Origin of the sequence: Faecalimicrobium dakarense, assembly GCF_000499525.1 — a bacterium.
In the GTDB taxonomy this organism is placed as follows: Bacteria; Bacillota; Clostridia; order Peptostreptococcales; family Peptostreptococcaceae; genus Faecalimicrobium; species Faecalimicrobium dakarense.
In genome coordinates, this window is the sequence record NZ_HG529451.1 from 1 (window position 1) to 498 (window position 498).

Here is a 498-nt window from a genome sequence, read left to right on the forward strand (position 1 = left end):
GATCTATCAACCTTTGTAGCATCTTTTCCTGAGAATGCTCCACCACCGTGTCTTGAGTATCCTCCGTAAGTATCTATTATTATTTTTCTTCCTGTAAGACCTGTATCTCCTTGAGGTCCACCAACAACGAATCTTCCTGTTGGATTTATATATATCTTAGTTTCTTCATCTAATAAATTAGCTGGTATAACTGCTTTTATTACATGATTTATTAAGTCTTCTCTTATTGTTTCGCTAGTTACTTCTTCTCCATGTTGAGTAGATATTAATACTGTATGAACTCTTACTGGAGTATTTCCTTCGTATTCTACTGTAACTTGCGTTTTTCCATCTGGTCTTAAGTAATCTAATGTAGAATCTTTTCTAACTTCTGTTAATCTTCTAGCTAATTTGTGAGCTAAAGATATTGGAAGTGGCATTAATTCTTCTGTTTCGTTACAAGCAAAACCAAACATTATACCTTGGTCACCTGCTCCTACTTTTTCTATTTCATCTTCT

The 498-nt window shown here is 33.9% G+C and carries 1 protein-coding gene; it reads right to left on the reverse strand.

Annotation, left to right across the window (positions count from 1 at the left end):
* Nucleotides 1-498 (reverse strand): methionine adenosyltransferase domain-containing protein (locus BN899_RS18295; protein ID WP_042278437.1); only part of this gene is annotated, 498 nt, incomplete at both ends.